11 protein-coding genes and 1 riboswitch are annotated in these 20,192 nt (G+C 75.6%); of the genes, 9 read left to right on the forward strand and 2 right to left on the reverse strand.

What is annotated here, in order from left to right:
* The first annotated feature begins 111 nt into the window (after nt 1–111).
* From ACFWP2_RS30325 to mfd, 4 genes are all read left to right on the forward strand, one after another.
* Entirely contained in the window at nt 112–1,113 is a 1,002-nt protein-coding gene (locus ACFWP2_RS30325) for an SMI1/KNR4 family protein (protein WP_380457305.1), read from the forward strand.
* A 76-nt stretch (nt 1,114–1,189) separates the two neighbouring features.
* A complete protein-coding gene (locus ACFWP2_RS30330; protein WP_380457307.1) occupies nt 1,190–3,982 on the forward strand; it encodes an SUKH-4 family immunity protein in 2,793 nt (930 codons plus the stop codon).
* A gap of 265 nt (nt 3,983–4,247) precedes the next feature.
* Nucleotides 4,248–5,711 carry a hypothetical protein gene (locus ACFWP2_RS30335; protein WP_380457309.1) on the forward strand — a complete coding sequence of 488 codons (1,464 nt, stop codon included), beginning with the start codon at nt 4,248–4,250 and terminating at the stop codon, nt 5,709–5,711.
* A gap of 705 nt (nt 5,712–6,416) precedes the next feature.
* Nucleotides 6,417–10,046, forward strand: coding sequence for a transcription-repair coupling factor (gene mfd, locus ACFWP2_RS30340; protein WP_380457311.1), 3,630 nt, complete (start codon nt 6,417–6,419; stop codon nt 10,044–10,046).
* A gap of 241 nt (nt 10,047–10,287) precedes the next feature.
* Here the strand turns inward: mfd and ACFWP2_RS30345 are convergent, their stop codons facing one another.
* Nucleotides 10,288–10,914: a DUF4352 domain-containing protein gene (locus ACFWP2_RS30345; RefSeq protein WP_380457313.1), complete on the reverse strand. Its 627-nt coding sequence runs from the start codon at nt 10,912–10,914 to the stop codon at nt 10,288–10,290.
* A gap of 202 nt (nt 10,915–11,116) precedes the next feature.
* Here ACFWP2_RS30345 and ACFWP2_RS30350 point away from each other — a divergent pair, with 202 nt between their 5' ends.
* From ACFWP2_RS30350 to ACFWP2_RS30365, 4 genes are all read left to right on the forward strand, one after another.
* A complete protein-coding gene (locus tag ACFWP2_RS30350) occupies nt 11,117–13,273 on the forward strand; it encodes an N-6 DNA methylase (RefSeq protein ID WP_380457316.1) in 2,157 nt (718 codons plus the stop codon).
* Between the two features lie 225 nt (nt 13,274–13,498).
* Complete coding sequence (locus ACFWP2_RS30355) at nt 13,499–14,182, forward strand: hypothetical protein (RefSeq protein WP_380457318.1); 684 nt, start codon at nt 13,499–13,501, stop codon at nt 14,180–14,182.
* Nucleotides 14,179–15,807 carry a protein kinase gene (locus tag ACFWP2_RS30360; RefSeq protein ID WP_380457320.1) on the forward strand — a complete coding sequence of 543 codons (1,629 nt, stop codon included), beginning with the start codon at nt 14,179–14,181 and terminating at the stop codon, nt 15,805–15,807. Before ACFWP2_RS30355 ends, ACFWP2_RS30360 begins: the two co-directional genes overlap by 4 nt.
* 846 nt (nt 15,808–16,653) lie before the next feature.
* Complete coding sequence (locus tag ACFWP2_RS30365; protein WP_380457322.1) at nt 16,654–17,733, forward strand: MazG family protein; 1,080 nt, start codon at nt 16,654–16,656, stop codon at nt 17,731–17,733.
* Between the two features lie 4 nt (nt 17,734–17,737).
* Here the strand turns inward: ACFWP2_RS30365 and ACFWP2_RS30370 are convergent, their stop codons facing one another.
* Nucleotides 17,738–18,160: an SDR family NAD(P)-dependent oxidoreductase gene (locus ACFWP2_RS30370; RefSeq protein WP_380457324.1), complete on the reverse strand. Its 423-nt coding sequence runs from the start codon at nt 18,158–18,160 to the stop codon at nt 17,738–17,740.
* 279 nt (nt 18,161–18,439) lie between these two features.
* Here ACFWP2_RS30370 and ACFWP2_RS30375 point away from each other — a divergent pair, with 279 nt between their 5' ends.
* Complete coding sequence (locus tag ACFWP2_RS30375; RefSeq protein WP_380457326.1) at nt 18,440–19,801, forward strand: cytochrome P450; 1,362 nt, start codon at nt 18,440–18,442, stop codon at nt 19,799–19,801.
* Between the two features lie 219 nt (nt 19,802–20,020).
* A riboswitch (cyclic di-AMP (ydaO/yuaA leader) is annotated at nt 20,021–20,189 on the forward strand.
* The last annotated feature ends 3 nt before the right edge of the window (nt 20,190–20,192 follow it).

Genomic DNA, 20,192 nt, shown 5'->3' on the forward strand with positions numbered 1-20,192 from the left:
CCGGGGCCCCGTCGTTCCCCCGTCGTCGGGCGGACGACAGGGGGTTGAAGGCAGGCCCTAGGCTGGTGCCCAGCAAGCACCGTATTTGCAGCAGCCAGTGGGGGCTCCCAGATGACGACAGGTCGGCCCGGCGTCGCCGCCGCACCGAACGCGGCGTACGCAGGTCAGGTGGTGCAGTTCCCGGACCCGGTCCGCGCGGAGCGGCACCCCGCCGGGGTCAGGGTGGACGAGTACGGCTTTCCGGACTTCGGCCCGTACGCCGCCGCGGCGGCCGAGGTGGCCGACCCGCCGGAGGGCTTCGGCGTGGACGAGCTGCGGCTGACCGACTACGTCTCGGCCAACGCCGCGCTCTACACCCAGGGCCACCCGCTCTGGGCCGACCTCCCGACCGCGGTCGCCACCCCGCCCGGCTGGACCTGGCACCACGCGGTCGGCCGGGCCGCCCCCGGCTGGCGGCGGATGGAGCTCGTCCCGGTCGAGGTCAAGGCGCTGCTGCGGCACCACGGCGGCCTGGCCACCTCCGCCGCCGACCACACCCGCCGCGGCACCCGCCCCCTGCAGGAGCGCCGGGCTGTGCACTTCTCGCTGGCCAAGGACGGCGGCGACCCGATGGGTGTCCCCGAGGACCTCGTGCAGCGCGCCGAGCAGCGCCTCGGCTACCGGCTGCCCGACGCCTACCGCACCTTCCTCAAGCTGGGCGGCGGCCACGCCCCGGTCGGCGTGGCGCTGGACCCCGAGCTCGGACTGCTGCTCGACCAGCCCTTCCTGACGCTCGCCGAGGAGTACGGCACCGAGGACGTCGTGTACGCCAACAAGTGCCTGCGCGACCACCTCACCAAGGACTACCTGGCCATCGCCTACGCGCAGGGCGGACTGGTCGCGCTCAAGGTGCGCGGCGAGCGGACCGGTTCGGTCTGGTTCCACCTGTACGACGACGCCCGCGACACCGGCGCCCCGGAGACCCCGGAGGATCGCTGCGCCCGGCTGCTGCTGCCCTGCGGCGAGGACTTCGACGCCTTCCTGCTGCGGCTGGCGGGCAGCCCGCCGGAGCTGGAGACGGTCGCGGAACTGATGGTGGACGGCGGGTTCGCCCGGGCCGTCCCGGTGGGCTGAGGCGCGTGGTCTCGGTGGTCGCGGTGGTGTCGGTGGAACGGGGGACGAAGAGGATGCGGACAGGGGTGAACCGGGCGTGGTGACGTACGCGCAGGCGCAGGAGCTCGCCGAGGAGTGGATCAACGGCGGGGTGCCGCGCTCGCAGCAGCGCGAGGTGCGGGTCCGGGAGTTCGACCTGGGCTTCGTCTGCTGGGCGGTGGCGCCCGCGGGCCAGGCCGAGGGCACGGGCGGTCCGGGCGGCGGCACGGGGGAGGCACGGCTGGTGATCGCCCGGGACTCGGGCGCCAGCACGCTGTGGCCCGCGCTGCCCGTCAACGAGGTGGTCCGGCAGTACGAGGAGGTCTACGGGCGGCCGGTGGCGGCCAACCCGGCGGGGGCGGCGAAGCCCGCGCCCGGGCCGGTGGAGGCCACCTCCTTCCTGCTCAGCCCGCCGCAGTGGCTCCAGGAGGCGGGGGCCGCGGCGATCGCGGCGGAGGCGGAGCGGCTCGGGACGGCTCCGGCCGGCCCGCGGGGGGCCGAGGCTCCGGCTGCCCCGGCTGCCCCGGCTGCTCCTGTTGCCCCGGCTGCCGCCGGTGCCGCCGCGCCTGTCGCCGCTGCCGCGCCCGTCGAGGAGCCGCCTGCTCCGGCGCCGTGGCCCGCGCCGGCCGTGCTGACCGAGCCGCCGGTCTCCGGCCGGCCCGCCGGGGACGCGCCGACCATGCTCGCGCCGCCGCCCGGGCACGAGGAGCCGGTCGTCGCCCCGCTGCCCTCGCAGCCGCAGCCGCAGCCGCAGCCGCAGTCGCAGCCGCAGCCGCCGGCCGTCGCGCCGGTGCCGCCTGCGCCCGTCGCCCCTGTCGCCCCCGCCGCGCCTGATGTGCCGGGCCCGTCGGCCGGGGCCGATGCCGCGGCGACCGTCCTGATGACCGAGGGGCTGCGGACCACCGGTTCGGACCTGCCCGAGCCCGCCGCGCCGGCGGGTGCCGAGGCCGCGACCATGCTGATGCCGCCGACGGGTGGCGGCTACGGCATGCCCCCGGTCCCGCCGTCCGCCGACGGGCACCCGGGGGCGCAGCCCCCGCTCGCCGAACCGCCGCTCGCCCCGCCGGCCCCGCCGGCTCCGGCACCCGCCCCGGCCGCCGAGCCGGCGCCGACCCTGCTCGCCTCGCCGGACGCCATGCCCGGGCTGATGGGCCTGCCGGGCGCCCCGGCCGCCCCGCCCGCTCCGCCCGCCGGCGGTGCGCCGGTGGAGCACGCGCCGACGATGCTGGCCCCGCCCGGAGGGCTGCCCGGCCTCGCCGGTCTGCCCGGCGCCCCGGCCCAGGGCGTTCCGGCCCCCGGTGCCCCCGCCCCCGGTGCCCCCGCGCCCGGCGCCCCGGAGGGCGGGCTCGGCCGCGGCGCGGTCTCGGCCCCGCCGCCGCCCCCGCCGGCCGCGCTGCGCGGTGGCCCCGCCGGTTCCCCCGGTGCGGGCGCCGCCCCCGGCGGGCTGGGGCGCAATGCGGGTTCGGGCCCGCCGCCGCCCCCGCCGCCCGGGCTGAAGCACACCCCGGGCTCCGGCACGCCCGCCCCCGCCCCCGGCGGTCGCGGTGCGGCCTCCGCCCCGCCGCCCCCGCCCCCGGCGGGCCTGCGCGGTGGCGAGGCCCCGGCGGCCCCGCAGGGCGCGCCGGCCGCCGGCCCGGCCGCCTCCGGTACGGCGTACGAGGCGACCCAGCTGGCCGGGGCGATCGACCCGGCGCTGCTGGGCGGCCCGGCGGACCCGGGCACCCCGCCGTCCGGCGGCCCCGCCGTCCCGCCGCCGCCCGGTGGCCCGGCGGCCCCCGCCGCGCCCGCGGCCGGCTACGGCTACCCGAACGCGGGCGGTGCCGCCGGGGTCGTCCCGCCGGCGCCGCAGCCGGCCGCGGCCGCGCCGGTGCCCCCGGGCGTGCCCGTGGTCGGCCCGGGGTACTTCGCCGCGCTCAGCTACCGGGGCCCGGACGGTTCGGAGCAGAAGCTGCTGCACCGCAGCGAGCCCGGCACCCCGCACCCGGAGTGGAAGATCCTCCAGGACCTGCGCCGGCTCAACGTGCCGCCGGAGCAGGTGCTGGAGCTCTACACCGAGCTGGAGTCGTGCGACCTGCCGGGCGGCTACTGCAACCGCATGATCGCCGCGTCCTGGCCGAACGTCCGGCTCACCCACACCGCCCCGTACGGCCGCGACCACGCCTCCCGGCAGGCCGGGATGGCCGAGCTGCTCGACCACCTGGACGAGCTGCACCAGCTGGCGTCGGGTGCCCAGCGGGTCCGCCCGTTCCGGGTGCCGCTGCCCGCGCCGGGGACGGTCCAGGTGCTGCCGCCGCTCCCGCCGCAGCAGCTCGCCCAGGAGACCGGTGCCGCCTTCGGGCAGAACCTGTTCCGCTACGAGCAGCGCGCCGTCTCCCGCCAGGGCGTGCCCGAGCCGGTGTCCCAGACCCTGATGTGGGCCGGGCTGCCGCGCGACTTCGGGCCGTTCTTCTGGGCGCAGGCGCAGGAGGGCCGTCCGATCCCGACGCTCGCCGAGCTGGCCGCCGAGCGCGGCCTGGCCGCGGGCCCGGACTTCGGCGGCTACCTGGTGCTGGGCAACGACTACGGTCGGCAGCTGTGCGTCCAGTACGGCACCGCGCACGTGGTGGCCGTGGACATCGATGGAACCGGCCAGCCGCCCCGGTTCGTCAACAGCGGTGTACCGGAGTTCGTCCGCTCGCTGGCCCTGCTGGGCCGGATGTGGCGGCTGCGGTACGGGCTGACGCCGGACCAGGCCGGTCGCTGGACGACCGACTTCCAGGCCCAGCTCGCCGCGATCGACCCGGCGGCCCTGCAGAACGCGGACACCTGGTGGGCCGTGCTGCTGGAGCAGTTCTGGGACGGCCTGCTGTAGCGGTCCGTTCCGGGTCCTCGCAGGTGGGAGGGGTCGTTCCGGTGTCCGGAACGGCCCCTCCGGCATGCCTCCGCAGCTGTGCCTCGTTGGGGTTTCGCCCAGATCTGCGCAAAATAGGTCAAGAGGATGGGTCTATTCGTCCCGTCCTCGACACATTCCGGTCCGTACGACGACGGAATCCGGCCCCGGCCTCCGAACCGGTTCCGGATCCGTCCGTTCCGTCCGATCATGGGCTCCGCAGCCCGCGAAACGAGGGGAAGAGCCCATGAGCGACGCCGTCCCCCAGTACGGCTTCACCCAGGCCCGCCGTGGCTACGTGCCCGAGCAGGTCGACCGAGCCCTCGCCGCCCTCACGGCGCAGCGCGACGAGGCGTGGGAACGGCTGAGCGTCCTGGGCGCCGGCATCCGACAGATGGAGGCCCGGCTGGCCGACATCCGCCGGACCGCCGAGGAGGCCCCGGAGCCCGACTACCAGGTGCTCAGCGAGCAGGCCGCCGGCCTCGCCGCGATGGCCGAGAACGAGGCACGCGCCGTCCGGGAGAAGGCCCAGCGCTTCGCCGAGGACCTGCGGGACGAGGTCTACGACGCGGGGCAGGCCGCCGGCCGCGCCGCCAAGGAGTACGCCGCCACCACCCGCACCGACGCCGACGCGGCCGCCCGCCGCACCGAGGAGCGGACCCGGGCCGAGGCCGAGGGCATCCGGTCCGACGCCGACCGGGAGAGTCGCTCCGCCCGGGACACCGCCACCGCCTACGCCGCCAAGGTGCGGGTGGCCGCCGCCGAGGCCAGCGAGCAGGCCGAGGCCGAGCTGGCCACCCGGCGCCGCAAGGCCGACGAGACCTTCGCCGCCGCCCAGGCCGCGGCCGACGCCGAGGACTCCGAGGTCTCGGCGACCGCCGAGCGCAAGGTCAGGGAGGCGGAGCAGCAGCGGGAGACCGTGCTGAACCGGATCAAGCAGCTGGAGACGGACGCCCAGGCCAAGGCCGACCAGCTGATCGAGCAGGCCCGCCGGGAGGCCGAGAAGATCAACGCGGCGAGCGAGCAGGAGCAGCGCGAGTTCGACATCCGGCTGGAGACGGTGCAGCAGCACCTGGACCACATCAAGGGCACGCTGGCCTCGCTCACCGGGGCGGCGGTCGGCCAGATCGAGCCCGAGGCGGCGGCCGCCGCCGTCGCGGCCGCCCGGACCCCCCGGGACTCCGCCGAGACCGCCGAGACCGCCGCGGCCGCCGTGCCTCCCGCGCCCCCCGCTCCGCGGGACGCGGTCGCGGACGCCGTCGTCGACGCGTCGCCGGTGGACTCGGAGGCGGACACCGGGGAGATCCCGGTGGCGAACCTGCGCAAGACCCTGGCTCCCGCGGCTCCCGCCGGGGCCAGGGCCGCCGGCCAGGAGAAGCCGGCGCCCGTGCTGCGGACGCCGGTGGTGGGCAGCAGTGCCACCAGGGCCATCGGCGGGTCCGTGGCGACCGGCCCGGTGCCGCCGAAGCCGGCCTCGCCGCCCGCCGGGGAGACGGTGGTCGAGGGGAAGACGGCCGACGGTGAGGCCGCCGACGGTGCGGCCGCTGCCGGTGAGGCCGCTGCTGGGAACGGTGCTGCCGACGCCGGTGCCGCCGGGAAGGGCGACGCGAGGCCCTCGGAGGCCGAGACCCGGATCGTTCCGAAGATCATCATCGTGGACGACGGCAGCGACTACGCGACCCCCCACACGGTGAGCTACCGCCGCCGCTGACCGGCGGGCCGACGTGGCGAAGGCCCCCGGTGACCGTCCTCGACGGTTACCGGGGGCCTTCGCCGTGCCGGGCGGGCCCGGCCCTTTCGCGCGGGAGCCGAAAGCGGGCGCGGGAAAGTGGGATCGGGAAAGCGGGCGGGGCTTCGGGATGGGACGGCGGCCGGCGGGGTAGACCCCGGGAACGAAAGAGGCCGAGACCCGTGGCGCCCTCCAGGAAAGGGCGCCACGGTTCCCGGCGCTTGGGCGGGCGCCCCCACCCAGGGCCGCCCGGCCTCGCACCTCCGACCCCCATCGGGGGTGCGACAGTGCCCCCACAGCCATCCCCCACGGTTGGGTGCGGCGGGCACGTTCACCATGGTGCGCGATCTCCATGGACGGCCAGTGACAGGAATATGTCCAGTTCGTGGCGGATGGCCGTGCCCGAATGGGGACGGCTCCCGGTTGGTTCGTCCACCGGTCGTCCGGCGTTCCGTCCAGTCGTTCGTTCCCGGACGTGTTCCTGACAATTCCCGGGGTGGTCGAGCGGGTGCCCGGTGCTGCCGTCCCCTTTCGGTCCGCCTCCAGGCCCGGGACCGCGTGCGTGCCCCTGCCGCGGCGTAGGCTGGAGACCCCCGGCCGCTCGGCGTGCCGGGCCGTTCGCGTTGCCCCGGCGGGCCTTCGCCGCCCCGGGGCAGCACCAGCCACGGGACGAAGAAGAGACCCCAGATGAGCCTGACCGGACTGCTCGATGTCGTCGCGCGGGACGCGGCGCTCGCCGAGGCGATCGAGGCGGCCACCGCCCCCGGAGCCGCGGCCGGCGGACGCCGCCACCTGGACCTGGTCGGGCCGCCCGCCGCCCGGCCGTTCGCCATCGCCGCGCTGGCCCGCGCGCTCGCCGGGCAGTCCGCCGGGGAGCGGGGCCGCCCGGTGCTCGCCGTCACCGCGACCGGCCGCGAGGCCGAGGACCTCGCGGCCTCGCTGCGCTCCCTGCTGCCCGTCGACGCCGTCGCCGAGTTCCCGGCCTGGGAGACCCTGCCGCACGAGCGGCTGTCGCCGCGCTCCGACACCGTCGGACGCCGACTGGCCGTGCTGCGCCGGATCGTGCACCCGCGGGCGGACGACCCGGCGGCCGGTCCGGTCCAGGTGGTGGTCGCCCCGGTCCGCTCGGTGCTCCAGCCGCAGGTCAAGGGGCTGGCCGAGCTGGAACCGGTGGCCGTCCGGCGCGGCGAGTCGTACGACCTGGAGGAGGTGGCCCGCCGGCTCTCCGCCGCCGCCTACTCCCGCGTCGAGCTGGTCGAGAAGCGCGGCGAGTTCGCCGTCCGCGGCGGCATCCTGGACGTCTTCCCGCCGACCGAGGAGCACCCGCTGCGGGTGGAGTTCTGGGGCGACGAGGTCGAGGAGGTCCGCTACTTCAAGGTCGCCGACCAGCGCTCGCTGGAGATCGCCGAGCACGGCCTGTGGGCGCCGCCCTGTCGGGAGCTGCTGCTCACCGAGGAGGTGCGGGCCCGGGCCGCCGGGCTGGCCGTCGAGCACCCCGGGCTGGCCGAGATCCTGGACAAGATCGCCGAGGGCATCGCGGTCGAGGGCATGGAGTCGCTGGCGCCGGTGCTGGTGGACGACATGGAGCTGCTGCTGGACGTGCTGCCGCTCGGCTCCGTCACGGTGGTCTGCGACCCGGAGCGGGTCCGCACCCGGGCCGCCGACCTGGTGGCGACCAGCCAGGAGTTCCTGCACGCCTCCTGGGTCGCGGCCGCGGCCGGCGGGGACCGGCCGATCGACCTGGAGGCCATCGACGTCTCCGCCGCCTCGCTGCGCTCGCTCGCCGAGGTGCGCGAGCACGCCGACGAGATCGGCCTGCCGTGGTGGTCCGTCAGCCCGTTCGCGACCAGCGAGTCGACCGTCGACGGCATCCTGGAGTTCGACGCCAACACGCTGACCCTCGGCATGCACGCCGTCGAGGCCTACCGGGGCGACACCGCCCGGGCGATCGCCGACGCCAAGGAGCGGCTGGCCGCCGACTGGCGGGTCGTCATGGTGACCGAGGGCCACGGCCCGGCCTCCCGGCTCGCCGAGGTGCTGGGCAACGAGGGCATCCCGGCCCGCCTGGTCGCCGACCTCGCCGAGGCGCCCACCCGGGACGTCGTCCACGTCTCCTGCGGCTCGATCGAGCACGGCTTCGTCGACGAGAACCTGAAGCTCACGGTCATCACCGAGACCGATCTGTCCGGCCAGAAGTCCTCCACCAAGGACATGCGCCGGATGCCCTCGCGCCGCCGCAACGCGATCGACCCGCTGGCGCTGGTGGCCGGCGACTACGTCGTCCACGAGGCGCACGGCGTCGGCAAGTACGTCGAGATGGTGCAGCGCACCGTCCAGGGCGCCACCCGCGAGTACCTGGTGCTGGAGTACGCCCCGGCCAAGCGCGGCCACCCCGGCGACCGCCTGTTCGTGCCGACCGACCAGCTCGACCAGGTCACCAAGTACGTCGGTGGCGAGGCCCCGACGCTGCACCGGCTCGGCGGCGCGGACTGGGCGAAGACCAAGCAGCGGGCCAAGAAGGCGGTCAAGGAGATCGCCGCCGACCTGATCAAGCTGTACTCGGCGCGGATGGCCGCCCCCGGCCACACCTTCGGCCCGGACACCCCGTGGCAGCGGGAGCTGGAGGACGCCTTCCCGTACGCGGAGACGCCGGACCAGCTGACCACCATCGCCGAGGTCAAGTCGGACATGGAGAAGTCCGTCCCGATGGACCGGCTGATCTGCGGCGACGTCGGCTACGGCAAGACCGAGATCGCCGTGCGGGCCGCGTTCAAGGCCGTGCAGGACGGCAAGCAGGTGGCGGTGCTGGTGCCGACCACGCTGCTGGTGCAGCAGCACTTCTCCACCTTCGCCGAGCGCTACGCGAACTTCCCGGTGACGGTGAAGGCGCTGTCCCGCTTCCAGACCGACACCGAGGCCAAGGCCGTGCTGGAGGGGCTGTTCGAGGGCTCGGTGGACGTCGTCATCGGCACCCACCGGCTGTTCTCCTCCGAGACCAGGTTCAAGGACCTCGGCCTGGTCATCGTCGACGAGGAGCAGCGCTTCGGCGTCGAGCACAAGGAGCAGCTGAAGAAGCTGCGCGCCAACGTGGACGTGCTCACCATGTCCGCGACCCCGATCCCGCGCACCCTGGAGATGGCGGTCACCGGCATCCGCGAGATGTCCACCATCACCACCCCGCCGGAGGAGCGGCACCCGGTGCTGACCTTCGTCGGGCCGTACGACGAGAAGCAGATCTCGGCCGCGATCCGGCGTGAACTCCTGCGCGAGGGCCAGGTGTTCTACATCCACAACCGGGTGGAGTCGATCGACAAGGCGGCCGCCCGGCTGAAGGACCTGGTGCCCGAGGCGCGGATCGCCACCGCGCACGGGCAGATGGGGGAGACCCAGCTGGAGAAGGTCGTCGTCGACTTCTGGGAGAAGGAGTTCGACGTCCTGGTGTCGACCACGATCGTGGAGTCCGGCATCGACATCTCCAACGCCAACACCCTGATCGTGGAGCGCGGCGACACCTTCGGCCTCTCCCAGCTGCACCAGCTGCGCGGCCGGGTCGGGCGAGGCCGCGAGCGCGGCTACGCGTACATGCTGTACCCGCCGGAGAAGCCGCTCACCGAGACCGCGCACGAGCGGCTGGCCACCATCGCCCAGCACACCGAGATGGGCGCCGGCATGTACGTCGCGATGAAGGACCTGGAGATCCGCGGCGCGGGCAACCTGCTCGGCGGCGAGCAGTCCGGGCACATCGCGGGCGTCGGCTTCGACCTCTACATGCGGATGGTCGGCGAGGCGGTGGCGGAGTTCCGCGAGTCCCTGGCGGGCGGCGGGGAGCCGGAGGAGGAGCCGCTGGAGGTGAAGATCGAGCTGCCGGTCGACGCCCACGTGCCGCACGACTACGCGCCCGGCGAGCGGCTGCGGCTGCAGGCGTACCGCTCGATCGCGGCGGTCAACTCCGAGGAGGACATCCAGCAGGTCCGGGACGAGCTGGTGGACCGCTACGGCAAGCTGCCCGAGCCGGTGGAGAACCTGCTGCTGGTCGCGGCGCTGCGGCTGTACGCCCGGCGGTGCGGGATCTCGGACATCACCCTCCAGGGCTCCAACGTCCGCTTCGGACCGGTGGAGCTGCGGGAGTCCCAGCAGCTGCGGCTGAACCGGCTCTACCCGCGCAGCCAGGTCAAGGCGGCGGCCCAGCAGCTGCTGGTGCCGCGCCCGAGCACCGGGCGGATCGGCGGCAAGCCGCTGGTCGGCCGGGAGCTGCTGGGCTGGTGCACCGAGTTCCTGTCGGCCATGTTCGACGACCTGGCGGGGGCGAAGAAGTAGGAATCCGGAGGGCGTCCGCCCTCCGGGGCGGTTCACGGCGGTCTCGGGCTCTGCCCCGGGGCCGCTGTTTCGTGTGGACGGGCGCCGGCCGTCGTTGACGCGGGTGCGGCGGCCGGTCGACTGTGAACAGGGGCGTCAGCCGAGGGGGCGGGGTGTCCGCGAGGGGCTTCAGCCGAGGTGAGGGGCGTCCGCCGGGGCACAGGAGCGTCCATTGGGGGACAGGGGCGTCCGCCGAGGGGCGTCAGCCGAGCTTCCACTGGCCGGTCTGCGGGGCGAAGCCGCTGTCGAGGCCGAACTGGGCCTTGTCGAGCTTGGCGTCCTTCGGGACCTCGAAGGTGACGAAGCCGAGGGCGCTCTCGCCGGGCGCGATGTTGGCGGGGACCTGGAAGCTCGGGCCGGCCTTGGTGTCCGCGATCGTCGTGCCGAAGGCCTGGCCCTGGGCGTCGACCACCTTGGCGCTGTTGCCCGGGACGTCGCTGTAGGCCTTCTTGCCGCTCGCCTTGATCCGGAACTGGAGCGCGACGAAGCGCTTGCCGTCGGCCGGGTGGGTGAACTCGTCCGCGCCCTCGGCGTTGTCGACCACCTTCACCACCGTCACGTCGGCGGTGTCGGCCGGGTCGTTGCCCTTGAGCGCGATGGTGTCGCCGACCTTCGCGACCTTGCCGGTGTCGGCCGGCTTGCTCTCGGCCGGCTTGGCGGCCTCGGAGCCGGTGGCGGCGCCCGGCGCGGGGGCGGCGGCGGTCTGCTTCGGCTCGGTGGAGACGGAAGAGCCGCCGGTGGTGGAGTCGCAGGCCGTCGCGCTGAGCGTGACCAGGGCGGCGCCCAGCAGCAGGGCGGCGGTGCGGCGGCGGTTGGTGGTGGCGGACACGGGCATCTCCCAGTGAATCAGTGGTCTTCCGGAAGCGGTGGTCTTCCGGGTGTCGCCCCCGCTCGGTGGCGACGGAGAGATCACACCACTCGGCCGTGAACCATGTCAATGCGATTTCACAAAAGAGCTCTGTTCACATGTGAACTCTGATCAAGGCCTGCGTGACTATGCTGTGCGGTCACAGCCCATCCGAGGAGCCCCCGTGCCGGACCGTCCCGAAGTGACCGCCGCCGAGATCGCCCGGCTGGCCGGCGTCGGCCGGGCCGCCGTCAGCAACTGGCGCCGCCGCCACCCCGACTTCCCGCGCCCGGTCGGCGGCACCGACGCCAGCCCGGCCTTCGCGCTCGCCGAGGTCGAGTCCTGGCTGCGCACCCAGGGCAAGATCGCCGAACTCCCGCTGCTGGAACGGGTCTGGCAGCTCGTCGACACCCTCCGCGACCCGGCCGGCCACCCCGCCGCCCCGCTGGTCGAGGCGGGCGCCCTGCTCCTGCTCCTGCACCGCGAGCCCGCCCAGTGGGCCGCACTCGCCGACCGACCGGACACCCGGCTCGCCCTCGCCCTGCCCCGGGCCGTCGCCGGCACCGCCGTACACGCCTTCGGCCCGGACGGCGCCCGCACCCTCGGCCTGCCGGGCCTGCTCGGCAGCACCCAACTGGACCTCGCCCGGCTGCTCGCCGAACTCGCCGCGCAGGCGGGCCCGGTCGGCGCGTACGAGCAGCTGCTCACCCGGTACGCCGAGGCCAACACCCGGCAGCTGAGCCCCACCCCGCCGGAGGCCGCCGACCTGCTCGCCGCCGTCGCCGGCGTCCCCGCCACCGTGCTCGACCCGGCCGTCGGCCTCGGCTCCGTCCTGCTCGCCCACCCGCCGACCACCGGCCGCTACGGCCAGGACACCGACCCGGTCACCGCCGCCCTCGCCAGGCTCCGGATCGCCCTGCACACCCCCGCCGACGAGCCCGGCCCGCTCCCACTCGACCTGCGGGCCGGCGACGCGCTGCGCGTCGACGGCTTCCCCGGCGACACCTTCGAGGCCGTGCTCTGCCAGCCCCCGTACAACGAGCGCGACTGGGGCCACGACGACCTGCAGTTCGACACCCGCTGGCCCGGCGGACTCGTCCCGCCGCGCGGCGAGTCCGAACTCGCCTGGGTGCTGCACTGCCTGGCGCACACCCGCCCCGGCGGCCTCGCCGCCCTGCTGCTCCCGCCGGCCGTCGCCGCCCGCCGGGCCGGCCGCCGCATCCGGGCCGAACTGCTCCGCTCCGGCGCGCTGCGAGCCGTCATCGCGCTGCCGGCCGGCGCCGCTCCGCCGTACGGCGTCCCGCTGCACCTGTGGGTGCTGCGCGCACCCAGGCCGGGCAGCGACTTCCGCCAGGTGCTGCTGCTCGACGCCGGGGCGGCTCCCCCCGGTCCGGGCGGGTCCGCCGGGGCCCAGGCCGCCGAGGGCGGCCGGGACAGCGTCGACTGGACCGAACTGCGCCGCACCGTCCTGGACGCCTGGCGCGGCTTCGACCTCGCCGCACGCGAAGGCCTGCCGGTGCCCGCCGACCGCCCCGGCGTCCACCGGACGATGGCCGCCATCGACCTGCTCGACGACGAGACCGACCTCTCCCCGGCCCGGCACGTGCCGCCCGCCGCACCGCTCGGCGGCGCGGCCGAACTCTCCCACCTCGGCGGCCGACTGGCCGAGCTGCTGGCCGGACTGCCCGACCCGGTCACGCTGCTGCCGCAGCCCGACGGGGCGTCCGACGGAGCGTCCGGCGCGGCTGCGGCCGGGGCGGTCACCATCGGCGAGCTGGTCCGCGGCGGCGCGCTGGAGGTGTACTCCTCCGGCACCGGCGCCGCCACCCGGCCGGCCGGGGCCGGGCCGGGCGGCACCCCCGTCGTCACCGACCAGGACCTCGCCACCGGTGCCGCGCCCAGCGCCGTCCTGGCCACCGGCCCCGGCCCGGCCGGGGACGTCCGCACCCGCCCCGGCGACGTCCTGGTCCCCGCCCTCGGCGGCGGCACCGCCCGGGTCGTCCCCGCCGAGGGCCCGCTGGTCGGCGCCGCCCTCGGCCGCCAGCTCCACCTCCTGCGGCCCGACCCGGCCGCCCTCGACCCCGAGTTCCTGGCCGGCCAGTTCCGCTCCACCGCCGGCACCCGGCGCGCCGCCAGCCACGCCACCACCACCGCCCGCCTCGACATCCGCCGGGTCGAACTGCCCCGCCTCCCCCTCCCCGCCCAGCAGCGCCTCGGCGCCGCCTTCGCCCGCCTCGCCGCCTTCGACACCGCCCTCGCCCAGGCCGCCGCCCTCGGCCGCAACCTCGCCCAGGCGGCCACCGACGCCCTGGCGACGGGCACCCTGACGCCGCCGGACTGAGGACCGCCCGACGGGCCGGCGGCGGGTGCGCGGCGGCCGGATCCGGCAGGCGCCGCGACGGGCGCCCCGGAGGTGACCCCGGCTCAGTAGCGGTGCGGTACCGGCGGGGTACCGATGCGGCAGCGGCCGGACGGAAGCCCTCCGGAGCGGCCGGGCCGGGCGGTACGGTGGGCGCAACCGGTCGTACCGTCCTCGGTGCCGGCCCTCACCAGCTCAGGAGCGCGCATGTCAGGGCAGTACCCCGGGCAGTTCGGACCGCCGCCCGGCGGAGCGCCGTACGGGCCGGGGCCCGGGCAGGGGTACGCACCGGGCGCGGGCGCGGTGGCCGGGCCGGCTCCGATTCCCGGGCGGTTCGGGGTGGTCGCGCGGGTGCTGTGCGCGGCCGCCCCGCTGGTCACCTTCGGCCTGCTCGGGGCCGTCCCCTCGCTGCTGCTGGCGGTCCGGCGCCGCCGGGCCTACGACATCCTCGGCGCGGCGGTGTTCTGCGCGCTGCTGCTCGCCATGATCGTCTCGGCCGGGGTCGCGGGCACCCTGAAGAACCCGACCGCCGACACCACCGGCCAGATCACGCTGGCCGTGCTGTGGCTCCTGCCGACGGCGCACTTCCTGGTGATGGACAGCCGCGCGGTCTGGCTGGCCGGGCCTCCGGCGCCGCAGGCCGCACGGCAGGCCGCACCGCACGCCGCGGCGCCGCAGGCCGCATCGCCGTACGCCGCGCCGTACGCGGCGACCATGCCCGGGTACGGGGCGCCCACCCCGCCGCCGGCCGCCCCGGCCGCCCTGATCACCCCGGCGCCCACCGCCCCGGCTCACCCGGCAGCCCCGGCACCCCAGGCACCCGAGACCGCCCACGACCTGCGCGAGCTGGGCGAGTTGCTGCGCCGCCAGGCCCGCGAGGACCGGCCGTGACGGCCGCCCGGCTGATCGCCGGCCGCTACCGCCTCACCGAGAAGATCGGTCACGGCGGCATGGGCCAGGTCTGGGCCGGCCAGGACGAACGGCTGCACCGCCCGGTCGCCGTCAAGCTGCTCCGCCCCGAGCACCTGCTCTCCGGCGGGACCGGCTCCGGAAGCGAACGGGCCCGCCACAGCGACGAGTTGCGCCGCCGCTTCCTGCGCGAGTGGCGGGTCACGGCCGCGCTCGACCACCCCGGACTGGTCACCGTCTACGACGCGGGCGAGGACGAGGGCGAGCTCTACCTCGTCATGCAGCGCATCCCCGGGGTCAGCCTGGCCGACCTCATCGCCGAGGACGCGCCCTTCCCGATCGAGCGCGCGGCGGCCGTCGCCGCGCAGCTGTGCGGCGCGCTGGCCGCCGTCCACGCCATCCCGGTGGTCCACCGCGACCTCAAGCCGAGCAACGTCATGGTCCGCGAGGACGGCCGCACCGTCCTGCTCGACCTCGGCATCGCCACCGCCCTCGACACCGAGACCACCCGGCTCACCCTCACCGGCGTGCCCGTCGGCAGCCCCTCCTACATGGCCCCCGAACAGGCCCTCGCCGCCACCACCGACCCGCGCAGCGACCTCTACGCGCTCGGCTGCCTGCTGCACGAGATGCTGGTCGGCGAGGAGCCGTTCCGGGCCCCCACCGCACTCGGCGTCCTGCGCCGACACGTCGACGAACCACCCGTCCCGCTGAGGGAGTTGCGCCCCGAAGTGCCGCAGCCGCTGGAACAGCTGGTCCTCGACCTGCTCGCCAAGCAGCCCGCCGACCGCCCCGCCGACGCCCAGGCCGTGCACGCGCGGCTGCTCCCGCTGCTGCCCCCGGCCGAGGGCGGCCCGCAGCCCCGCTACACCCCGCTGCCGGACCCGGCCCGCCCCTTCCGCTACCCGCACCAGCCGCAGCCGGCGGCCGTGGCGGCCGCCCCGGCACCCGTGGTCCGCTCAGAGCCGCGGCCCTTCCTCATGCCACCCGCCCCGCCGACCCCACCCCCCGCCCCGGGCTGCCCGGACCTCGGCGCCGAATGCGCCCGGCTCTCCGACCTGGTCGACGCCGGCCGCCACACCGACGTGCTCGGCCTCGCCGCCCGCCTGCTGCCCCGGGCCGAGGCCGAACTCGGCGACACCGCGCCCCTGGTGCGCACCATCCGCACCATCTACGCCCGCACCCTCCTGCACGAGGGCCACCCCCAGCAGGCCCTCCCCGAGTACCGCCGCCTCGCCGCCACCGCCGACGGCGGCCCGCACGGCCCCCAGGGCCTCGACCACCGCTACCGCGCCGCCCTCTGCCTCGACCGGCTCGGCCACGGCGCCGAAGCCCTCGCCGAGTACCAGGCCCTCCTCACCACCCACACCGCCCGCCTCGAATCCGGCCTCGACACCGACCCCGAGCGGACCTACGACCTCCGCGAACGCATCGGCCTCCACCTCGCGGCCGCCGGCGACCCCCAGAACGCCTGGCAGTGGCTGCTCCCGCTCCTCCTCGACCGCGAACGCCGCGACGGCCCCCACCACCCCACCGTCCGCCGTCTCCGTCACTCCCTCTCCACCCTCACCCCCACCTCCACCCCCTGGCCCCCGGCACCGCGCTGACCCCACGGAGGCGGCACCAGCCGCCGGCGCCCGGCACCAGCGCCTCCGGTGCCCGGCTCCGGGTAAGCCGTGGCGGCGCCGGCCCCGCTGCCCCGGGCGGTTCCGGCCCTCTCGGGCTTCCTCGCGGTCCCGGTCTCCGCCATCGGCTATCGGCCTCGGGCGTGCTGTGTCGTCCCCGGGCATGCGCAGTCCCTGCGCTTCCTCCCCTTGGGCCTCCGCGCGGCCCTGCGCCCCCTGCTGCTCCTGGCGGACGGGCCTCGGCGCGGCCCTGTTCCTCCGGTCCCGGGAGCGCCGTGGCGGTTCCGGCCCCCGTTGCCTCGGCTGTTCGTCCGCTGTTCCTGGCGGCTGCCGTCCTCTCGGCACCCAGGGGGCCTGCGGCTCCCTCCCGCTGGCTCTGCCGCTCCTGGGCCGAGAGTCCTCCTCGCCGTCCGGCGCCCCATGTGCGTCGGCTTCTCGGCGCAGGAAGTCGGCGGGGCCGACTTCCTGCGCCGAGTGAGGGCGGTTCCTGATGGGCCCCGGGAGGTGGGAGGGGGCGGGTGGGTGTGTGGTGTGCGTCGGAAGTCGGTCGGGCCGACTTCTTGTGCCGGGCGGGTCGGGGCGGGTGGCATGCGGGAGGGCCGCGGCTCGGGGCGGACCACGGGCGCCGGGGCGGCCGCCACCGCCACCCGTCGGCTGGCCTGGTCGATTTCCTGCGTTGAGGGGGTGGTCCCTGGTGGGGCCAGTGCGTCGGTGGTCGGTGGGGTCGACTTCCTGTGCCGGGCGGGTCGGGGCTGGTTCGGCCCGGCTGGGTGCCACCGGACCGGGGAACGGGCGGGCGGGGTGGGGGTGCGGGGGTAGGTTCGGGGTGTGACGACGAATGCTGTGCCGACGGGGACTCCGGGCGCGAAGTTGATCCTGCTGACCACCACCCACCGGGTGGCTCCCGGCCTGCTGGCGTGGCCGGCGTGGGAGGCGTTGCGGTCGGCGGGGCGGGTGCTGGTGGGGGACGAGGGGCATCCGCAGGTGGCGGCGGTGCGGCAGGCCGGGGTGGCGGTGGAGGCGGTGCCGGCCGGGTCGGCGCCCGCGTTGGCGAGGCTGCTGACCGGGCAGCCCGCCGGGGCCGGGCCGATCGTGTGGCTGGGCAGTCCGGACGGGGATCCGGGGCTGACGGACGCGCTGGCGCGGCTCGCGGTGGAGCACGCCGGTGAGGTGCCGGAGATCGAGGTGCTGCCCGGCTCGTACGACCTGCCGGGGTCGCGGCTGCTGGACCTGGTGACGGTGATGGACCGGCTGCGCTCCCCGGGCGGCTGCCCCTGGGACGCCGAGCAGACGCACGAGAGCCTGGTGAAGTACCTGGTCGAGGAGGCGTACGAGCTGGTCGAGGCGATCGAGGAGGGGGATCGGGAGACCCTGCGCGAGGAGCTGGGCGACGTCCTGCTTCAGGTGTTCTTCCACGCCCGGATCGCCGAGGAGCACCCGACCGAGCCGTTCACCGTCGACGACGTGGCCGGGGACATCGTCGAGAAGCTGATGTACCGGCACCCGCACGTGTTCGGGGACGTCGAGGCCGCGGGTGCCGCCGAGGTGGAGGCGAACTGGGAGCAGCTGAAGGCGGCCGAGAAGGCGGACCGTGAGTCGGTGCTGGACGGCGTGCCGGCCGGGCTGCCCGCGCTGGCGTACACGGCGAAGCTGGTGTCCCGGGTGCGCCGGTCGGGCTTCACGGGGGTGCCGGACGAGCCGTACGTGCTGCCGGCCGAGCTGACCGCCGAGTCGGCGGGCCGGCTGCTGCTCGCCGTGGCGCAGCGGGCGCACGACGCCGGGGTGGACGTGGACGCGGCGCTGCGCTCGGCCGCGCGCGGTTACCGGGACGCGGTGCGCGCGGCCGAAGGCCTCAAGCCCGACGGAGAGCCCGACGGGGAGTCGGCCGGGGAAGCGGACGAGGCGTAGGCGCTCAGGCCGCCGTGGCGGTGGGCTCCGCCTGCCGCTGCGGCGGGACGAGCTCGCCGATGGCCTCGCCGACGAGGACGACGAGTTCGGCGAGCCGCTCCAGGTCGAGGTGGTCGGGCAGTTCGGCGAGCGAGATGATCCGCTCGCCGCCCGGGCCGGCGACGGCGAACAGGTCGATCGGTCCGAGGTGCTTCTCGGCGGTGTCGACGAGGGCGGCGACGTCGCTGGGGCGGCGGATGTCGCCGCAGACGCCGACGACGGGGCAGCCCGGCCGGTCGAGTTCGGTGGCGAGGTCCTCGGCGATGCCGACGTACTGGTCGGCGATCAGCATTCCGGCGGCGCCGGCCGCGGCGAACCGGCGGGCGAGGCCCGCGCCCGAACCGCCGTCGAGGACCGCGATGACGACGACTGACCCGCTGACCCGCATGGCCTGCTCCTCCCTGTGGGCGACACCGCACCGGCGCCCACGCGTACTGCGGAGGATCGTAGGCACGTCCTGACCCTCCGCAACAGGGATTACCCCTCAGGTGACCAGGCTCACGCCCGTCCCGTGGCCAAGAGTCGGCCAAGAGCCGTCCACGGAAAGCTCATTGACCGTCCACGGACAGTCCATGAGCCGTCCACGGACGGTTCATGGCCGGCGGTCGGTCGTCCACGGAGTGTCGGCGCGGCGGCCGCGGTCCGTCGCACCGGATACGGTCGGTCCATGCCAGCTCAGCCCGACCCCGCCCGGCCCGCCGCCACGCCGTCCGACACCCCTGCCGACGCCTCCGCCGACACCCCTGTCGACGCCACCGCCCCGCAGCTGTTCACCTGGGAGTTCGCCTCCGACCCGTACCCCGCCTACGCCTGGCTGCGCGAGCACGCCCCGGTGCACCGCACCACGCTGCCGAGCGGGGTGGAGGCCTGGCTGGTGACCAGGTACGCGGACGCCCGGCAGGCGCTCGCGGACAGCCGGCTGTCGAAGAACCCGGCGTACCACAGCGAGCAGGCGCACCGCACCGGCCGGGTCGGCATCCCGGGGGAGCGGCAGGCGGACCTGATGACCCACCTGCTGAACATCGACCCGCCGGACCACACCCGGCTGCGCCGACTGGTGTCGAAGGCGTTCACCCCGCGCCGGGTGGCCGAGTTCGAGCCGCGGGTGCAGCAGCTCACCGACCGGCTGATCGACGGCTTCGCGCAGCGCGGTTCGGCCGACCTGATCCACGAGTTCGCCTTCCCGCTGCCCATCTACGCGATCTGCGACATGCTCGGGGTGCCGGCCGAGGACCAGGACGACTTCCGCGACTGGGCCGGGATGATGATCCGACACGGCGGGGGCCAACGCGGCGGCGTGGGACGGGCGGTGAAGCGGATGCGGGCGTACCTGCTGGAGCTGATCCACCGCAAGCGCGCGGACCTCGGGGACGACCTGATCTCGGGTCTGATCCGGGCCAGTGACCACGGCGAGCACCTGACCGAGAACGAGGCCGCGGCGATGGCCTTCATCCTCCTGTTCGCGGGTTTCGAGACGACCGTGAACCTGATCGGCAACGGCACCTACGCCCTGCTGCGCAACCCGGAGCAGCGCCGGCTGCTGCAGGGGTCGGTGGCCCGCGGGGAGAGTGCGCTGCTGGAGACCGGGATCGAGGAACTCCTGCGCTACGACGGGCCGGTGGAGCTGGCGACCTGGCGGTTCGCGACCCGTCCGCTGACCATCGGCGGGGTGGACATCCCGGTCGGCGACCCGGTGCTGGTGGTGCTCGCCGCGGCGGACCGCGACCCGGCCCGGTTCGCGGACGAGAACACCCTGGACCTGGCCCGGACGGACAATCCGCACCTGGGCTTCGGGCACGGCATCCACTACTGCATCGGCGCTCCGCTCGCCCGGCTGGAGGGCCGTGCCGCGCTGGCCACGCTGCTTTCCCGGCTGCCCGATCTGCGACTCGCGGAAAGCCCGGAGAACCTGCGGTGGCGCGGCGGTCTGATCATGCGTGGCCTGCGCGAACTCCCGGTGGAATTCAGCCCGGAGAGCCGCTCTCCGCACGCTCCTCCGCACGTCCCGGGAGCGCCCGCGACACGCTGACGGCGCTGACGGAAGGTCGCGAACCGCCTGCCGACGAGGGTGTGAACACCCATCAATCCGGACATAACACCGCCGTTGGTAGGCGATCGACCACGGGCCGTAATTGTCATGTGATATCGACGATATGAGCTTGTGATTGGTCTGAAGATCTGTCTACTCTCCCTGGAGTTCGCAGCTGCGGACCTCGTACGCGGAACGCCGAGTCCTGCCCGCCGCGCCACGGGAAACCGACCAGAACCCTGGGCAGGGGCGGGGGAACCAGGTTTGTTGCCGTCTCCCCACGGCTTGGGGTGAAGCCGCCCGAGCGGAATCGTTTCCGCATACGGCGGCCGGGCCACCTCCCGGTCCGAACCCGACAGCTCACCTCGCAGGCGTGCGGAGAGGGACCTCT

Origin of the sequence: Kitasatospora sp. NPDC058444 (genome assembly GCF_042721415.1) — a bacterium.
GTDB lineage: Bacteria > Actinomycetota > Actinomycetes > Streptomycetales > Streptomycetaceae > Kitasatospora.